This is a genomic window from Moorena sp., assembly GCF_982860115.1.
Genome location: NZ_CEYLVT010000167.1, coordinates 1 through 5,517 on the forward strand (window position 1 = coordinate 1; position 5,517 = coordinate 5,517).

The following is a 5,517-nucleotide window of genomic DNA, read 5'->3' on the forward strand; positions in this document are numbered from 1 at the left end:
AACAGGGAGCAGGGAGCAGGGAGCAGGGAGCAGGGAGCAGGGAGCAGGGAACAGGGAACAGGGAACAGGGAGCAGAGAAGAGTAAATAGGGAAAAAATACTGTGTACCTCAGGTGCGACCCGATTCCCGATTCCCGATTCCCAATTCCCTTAAGTCTAGAAATACTTAACTGAATTGCAAAGCTTTAGTAGTTTTTAAAATAAGATTTTGGTAGCGTATTTCTCAGACTATTGCTAATTTTTTTCTACCCCTAAAATACCCAAAAAAAACTTTTTTAAAACCCTTGACAATTAAATTTATAATCATTATAATAATCATTTTAAATCCGATGAGTTAGATTTTTTAGTGATGTCACAAAAATTTTCCCAAAATTTCAAAAAACAACCTGCTCACCACGTCTTGAAAGGTTCTCGTGAAGCCGTAATCTATAGCATGCAAATGCTTTATTCCCTCGGCTATGCCGAGATTGCTGAATGGACCCCTCTGGAGCAAACAGATGTTCCCGGGGAGGTGATGACTACCATAACCAAGTATTGGCTGTTGCCATAACACCTTAACTTTCTGGGGGGGTTTCCCCCCCTTGGCCAAGTCACCTTTGGCCAATCCAATCTGATCACATCGGGTTAGAATTGGGAAGTTAGTGACATCGCGATTTCAACTGACTTATTGTGGATTTTAAATAGCCGTGGATAGTATTTCTACGGCTATTTTTTTATTTTCCTTACTTGTTTTACTAAATTCAACACTTTGTAAAAGGGAGCAGGGAGTAGGGAAAAGGGAAGAGGGAAAAAATTATGTGTAGCTGATAGCAATGATCAACGCTATAATTCCATCTAGTAACTTAGAATATTTGGAAAAATTAATGACCAATCAATCCAACCAAATAACAGAAGAATCCTTTGATTACGGAGAGATAGACTCAGCATTAAATTTTCAACCTCTCACTGAAGAGGAAATGGTTCAGCAAAGTATATTAGCCCTGGAAGCTTATCGTCGTAATGGTTCATCAGTAGATCATAACCGTGTGCGGGAATGGGCAGATAGCTTAGGAACTGATCAAGAACGCCCATGCCCCAGATAGTTTGGAGTAAAAGCGCAATTGATGATTTAAATCACCATTACGAATTTCTAAAAATCAACAATGCTGATGCCGCAGCACGGGCAGTACAAAAAATTGTCTCTTCCGGTGAAAGTTTACAGGAAAATCCTCGTCGAGGTTGATAAATAAGCTAAACCAAGCGAAAAAAACAGATACAGAACTTTATGAATTCTATATCTGTTAATCATTAGTTAGCTGTAGGATATGGATAGTAAAAAGTTGGTGATATCACTGAAACCCAAGTAATTTGGGCATTAAATTTGAGTCAAAAAAAATTAAACAGGATGACACAACGATTTAAACAAATTGCCGCCAAAATAAAAAAAATGTCCTAGTTTAACACTCCAGACTCAGAGGCTGACCAATTTCTATTGGTGTTTTCTTAGGTTCAAAAATATGTGCTTCCCAAGGAGATGGTATTCCTATATACTGGTCACAAGGAACTGGATTTTCTTTGGTGCGTTTATCATCTGATGTGTAACTAGTAATTACACTAGTCAAATGATTATTACTAGGATAAGACACAACAAAATAACCAGGTTGATCCATGCCGCCTACAATTTTTTCTTCAACGCTTTTAATGTCCTCACAGTAACTCAAGTCATTAATCAACATAATATTACTTTTTTGATGAATTATTTGATTCTGGATATTTTGAATATAAATAATAAAATCAAGAATAGGTGGCCAATTTGCCCTATTAATTCACGTCAGTTTTGGTTAAGCGGAAGCTGGTAAAGCTTGCTTTAGGCGGAGTGATGCTTTTTTGGGTTGGTGGCAATACGCAATCAACCCAGCCAAAAGATTAATCATAAAATTGACAGCGTTGGTGAATCAAAGAATGAATAAGAGTAGAGTGGGCATCCTGCCCGCTCCAAAAGATCACCGAACAGGCAAGATGCCTATTCCACAGCTGACGGCTGAATGCTTACGATAGGATGAGATTGCCAAGACACTATAGCGTTTCTCTGAGTTATGAAGTACAGTCTTATTTGAGGTTGACTCCCTGTTAGGTGCGCTTGACCTATTAAGAATTAAATTCGCCACGGGTCGCACCTCTTGATGCAGCGCATCCCGATTCCCGATTCCCGATTCCCGATTCCCGATTCCCGATTCCCTGTTCCCTAAAACCCAAGAATTTGTACCTCACCCAATTAAACCGCTGTAAATCATGGACGACTTAAATTACTATTTAGACAAATACGACGCTATACCCTTAGATACTGAACAATACAAAAATAGTTATATCGGTTGGGCACTAGACTTTTTTATTGACGAAACAAAGGTAATAAATCCTTATTTAGATATTACGTTACGATTAGACTTAACCGATGCGGAAACTAATTATAAGGATAATTTCAAGAATGACTATTCCACCTTTACGTGTTTCTTAATCTGGAAATTACTTAAAGCCCTGAAAAAACATCCTTCTTTTTGGTGGAGATTTATTAACGATAAATGGTATCAAATTAATAACCCACCATTATTTTGTCCGACAGCAGTGGGAGGCGAAGTTCGATTTGTAGAGATGGTCATTAATAATGCCACAAAATTAGGATGGCTTGAATTTTCAGAACTATACAGAAATACCAAAGACAGTATTTTCGCTAATCCTATATTGCCCAATAATAATGAGAGGTTCTATGCTTACCAACTGGGTCAATTTGTTGGTAATCTTCCTGGCTTATATTTTCTAAGTTTTGCTATGCAGACAGGTCGTGAAAGTACCCAGAGTTTTTTATACTTTGGGAAGCGAACCTACGACGAAAATAAGCAAACATTAACGGTGCCTTTAGCTATAAAATTTCACCATGGCAATTTAGATCCATTTATAATAGAATTGTTAATTAAGGATTATATAAGTGAATTAAGTAAACCTGAATAAAACTCCCTACAACTCAATCGAATAATAATGCAAACCACCTTCTCCCCGACCCTGAGTCCACCGTGAATCAGGTTTCCAAGCACCATTGATTTCTTCCCGACGGCGAGTGTAGACAGTGAGCTGATTATCGTTAATTTTGAGTAGATTATATTGCCAAGGATAACCGGGTATGAGTTCTCTGGTCGGTGCCCCAAAGGTGCCAGCACCAATTTGGTCAAGTTTGCGCCCAGTTAGACTGAGGTCGTAACGGAAAAGGCTGGTTTCGGCTTTGTGGATGTGTCCGTGGAGGAAGAAGCGGAATCCAGCAACAGCGAGTTGTTCCATGAATCCTTGGTCAGTAATCCTATCGCTTCCAGCACTATTGAGGGCATGGTGCCAAACCGCGATTTTCAGGCAGTTGCGGTAGTCTGGGTTACGGCGAATTTCGGTCAGGGCATTGCTCAGAGCACCAGAGTGGATGCTAGCACGGGCTCTGAAGTGGTGATCCAGTTCCCAAGCCGAGTTTAGTCCTAGGATCAGCAAGTTTTGGTCTGGGAAATGGTCGATAATGGCTTGCTGGTCATAGTCGAGGGGATAGGCTTGAGTTTTGATAGCTTGATAGAATTCGCTGAAGTGGGCAAACCGTTGTTGGTATTTGGCTTCATCTCGGACTCGAATCACATCTTGACCTTTGATGTAGTGACCCTCTTGGAATTCACCATGGTAGTCTTCGAGATCCCATAACTGATAACCCCGCTTTGCTAGTTTCCAATTGAGGTCATGGTTACCGGGAACTAGCACAATTTGCTTGGAGTCTAGGGTGAAGTCTTGGCCGAGGTTGTGGAGAAACTGTTGTGCAGCCTGGTATTCCTCTGGAGTGGAATAATTCGCGATATCACCGGAGAGGATAAGGGCATCAAGGTGAGGGATGTCAAGGTCTTGGGTGAGGTCTTGGGCGAGTTGGTTTGACCAAAGGGTAGCTTGCTCAGGGGTGGTGATGTGGAGGTCTGAGAGGTGGAGGATGTGCATGGTTTGAGTCGGTTTGGGAGGATCGGGTTTGGGACTATAGATTGGGTTGTAGATTTGGTAGCGCTCTTGAATAGCGTTAAGGGCGTTGATGGTTTGATCACAACTTATGCCATCATTAGTTTGTACAAATTCTTCGTTGTTGAGGCGATTAATCAGTTTAGTAATAGTAGCTTCTGTGCCAATTTTTCCCAGAGCATTTGCCGCACTATTACGCACAGATGCTTGGTCATCATCTAGGCATTTAATTAACGGGTCTATGGTGGCTTTTTTTCCGATTTTTCCCAGAGATTTTGTGGCGCTATTACGCACAGATGCTTGGTCATCATCCAGAAATTTAATTAAGGGGTCGATGGTAGCTTCTGTCCCGATTTTTCCCAGAGTATATGCCACACTACTACGCACAGAATAGTGGTCATCATTCAGCAATTTAGTTAAGGGGTTTATGGTGGCTTTTGTCCCGATTTTTCCCAGAGCTTCTGTCGCCATAATTCGCACAAAATAGTCGTCATTATCCAGCAGTTTAATTAAGGGGTCGATGGTGGCTTCTGTCCCGATTTTTTCCAGAGCATATGCCGCACTACTACGCACATTTGAGTCGGGATCATCCAGCAATTTAATTAAGGGGTCGATGGTGGCTTCTGTCCCGATTTTTCCCAGAGCATATGCCGCACTCCTACGAACCAAAGACTTGTTATCATCGAGACATTTAATTAAGGGGTCGATGGTGGCTTCTGTCCCGATTTCTCCCAGAGCTTCTGCGGCAATACCACGCACATTTGAGTCGGGATCATTGAGACATTTAATTAAGGGGTCGATGGTGGCTTCTGTCCCGATTTTTCCCAGAGCTTTTGCCGCACTATTACGTACATCATAGTGGTCATCATCCAGCAATTTAATTAAGGGTTCGATAGTGGCTTCTGTCCCGATTTTTCCCAGAGCTTTTGCCCCACTCTTACGCACATCAGAGTGGTGATCATCGAGACATTTAATTAAGGGGTCGATGGTGGCTTCTGTCCCGATTTTTCCTAGAGCTTTTGCCCCACTCTTACGCACATCAGAGTGGTGATCATCGAGACATTTAATTAAGGGGTCGATGGTGGCTTCTGTCCCGATTTTTCCTAGAGCATATACCGCACTACTACGCACATCAGAGTGGTGATCATCCAGCAATTTAATTAAGGGATCGATGGTGGCTTTTGTCCCGATTTTACCCAAAGCATCTGCCGCACTACTACGCACAAAATACTCGTCATCATCCAGCAATTTAATTAAGGGGTCGATGGTGGCTTCTGTCCCGATTTTTTCCAGAGCTTTTGCCGCCCTTCTACGCACATCAGAGTTTTCATCATCCAGCAATTTAATTAAGGGATCTATGGTAGCTTCTGTGCCAATTTTTACCAGAGCTTTTGCCGCACTAATAAGCACATTATATTCGTCATAATCCAGCAATTTAATTAAGGGGGCGATGGTGGCTTCTTTACCGATTTTTCCCAGAGCTTTTGCCGCACTACTACGCACAAAAGAG

7 protein-coding genes and 1 pseudogene are annotated in these 5,517 nt (G+C 41.7%); 4 read left to right on the forward strand and 4 right to left on the reverse strand.

The window, feature by feature from the left end; all coding sequences use genetic code 11:
• Positions 1-348 precede the first annotated feature (348 nt).
• From AC4II3_RS23340 to AC4II3_RS23350, 3 genes are all read left to right on the forward strand, one after another.
• Entirely contained in the window at positions 349-549 is a 201-nt protein-coding gene (locus AC4II3_RS23340) for a hypothetical protein (RefSeq protein ID WP_488016504.1), read from the forward strand.
• 313 nt (positions 550-862) lie between these two features.
• Positions 863-1,081 carry a hypothetical protein gene (locus AC4II3_RS23345; RefSeq protein ID WP_488016502.1) on the forward strand — a complete coding sequence of 73 codons (219 nt, stop codon included), beginning with the start codon at positions 863-865 and terminating at the stop codon, positions 1,079-1,081.
• Positions 1,069-1,221 carry a type II toxin-antitoxin system RelE/ParE family toxin gene (locus tag AC4II3_RS23350; protein WP_488016500.1) on the forward strand — a complete coding sequence of 51 codons (153 nt, stop codon included), beginning with the start codon at positions 1,069-1,071 and terminating at the stop codon, positions 1,219-1,221. Before AC4II3_RS23345 ends, AC4II3_RS23350 begins: the two co-directional genes overlap by 13 nt.
• A 214-nt stretch (positions 1,222-1,435) precedes the next feature.
• On the opposite strand, the gene AC4II3_RS23355 is transcribed toward AC4II3_RS23350, so the two are convergent.
• From AC4II3_RS23355 to AC4II3_RS23365, 3 genes and pseudogenes are all read right to left on the reverse strand, one after another.
• Complete coding sequence (locus tag AC4II3_RS23355; RefSeq protein ID WP_488016498.1) at positions 1,436-1,714, reverse strand: hypothetical protein; 279 nt, start codon at positions 1,712-1,714, stop codon at positions 1,436-1,438.
• 105 nt (positions 1,715-1,819) lie between these two features.
• Positions 1,820-1,921 (reverse strand): annotated as a pseudogene (locus tag AC4II3_RS23360) (IS982 family transposase); the annotation flags it as partial.
• 205 nt (positions 1,922-2,126) lie between these two features.
• Positions 2,127-2,249, reverse strand: coding sequence for a hypothetical protein (locus tag AC4II3_RS23365; protein ID WP_488016496.1), 123 nt, complete (start codon positions 2,247-2,249; stop codon positions 2,127-2,129).
• A 21-nt stretch (positions 2,250-2,270) separates the two neighbouring features.
• Here AC4II3_RS23365 and AC4II3_RS23370 point away from each other — a divergent pair, with 21 nt between their 5' ends.
• Positions 2,271-2,984 carry a hypothetical protein gene (locus tag AC4II3_RS23370; protein WP_488016494.1) on the forward strand — a complete coding sequence of 238 codons (714 nt, stop codon included), beginning with the start codon at positions 2,271-2,273 and terminating at the stop codon, positions 2,982-2,984.
• A 6-nt stretch (positions 2,985-2,990) separates the two neighbouring features.
• On the opposite strand, the gene AC4II3_RS23375 is transcribed toward AC4II3_RS23370, so the two are convergent.
• On the reverse strand, positions 2,991-5,517 hold a 2,527-nt coding region (locus tag AC4II3_RS23375), incomplete at its 5' end, for a HEAT repeat domain-containing protein (protein ID WP_490722898.1).

Bases quoted from the DNA above. Each gene is read 5' to 3' on its own strand.
- AC4II3_RS23340 (WP_488016504.1), top strand. From the start codon at position 349: ATGTCACAAAAATTTTCCCAAAATTTCAAAAAACAACCTGCTCACCAC.
- AC4II3_RS23345 (WP_488016502.1), top strand. From the start codon at position 863: ATGACCAATCAATCCAACCAAATAACAGAAGAATCCTTTGATTACGGA.
- AC4II3_RS23350 (WP_488016500.1), top strand. From the start codon at position 1,069: ATGCCCCAGATAGTTTGGAGTAAAAGCGCAATTGATGATTTAAATCAC.
- AC4II3_RS23355 (WP_488016498.1), bottom strand. From the start codon at position 1,714: ATGTTGATTAATGACTTGAGTTACTGTGAGGACATTAAAAGCGTTGAA.
- AC4II3_RS23370 (WP_488016494.1), top strand. From the start codon at position 2,271: ATGGACGACTTAAATTACTATTTAGACAAATACGACGCTATACCCTTA.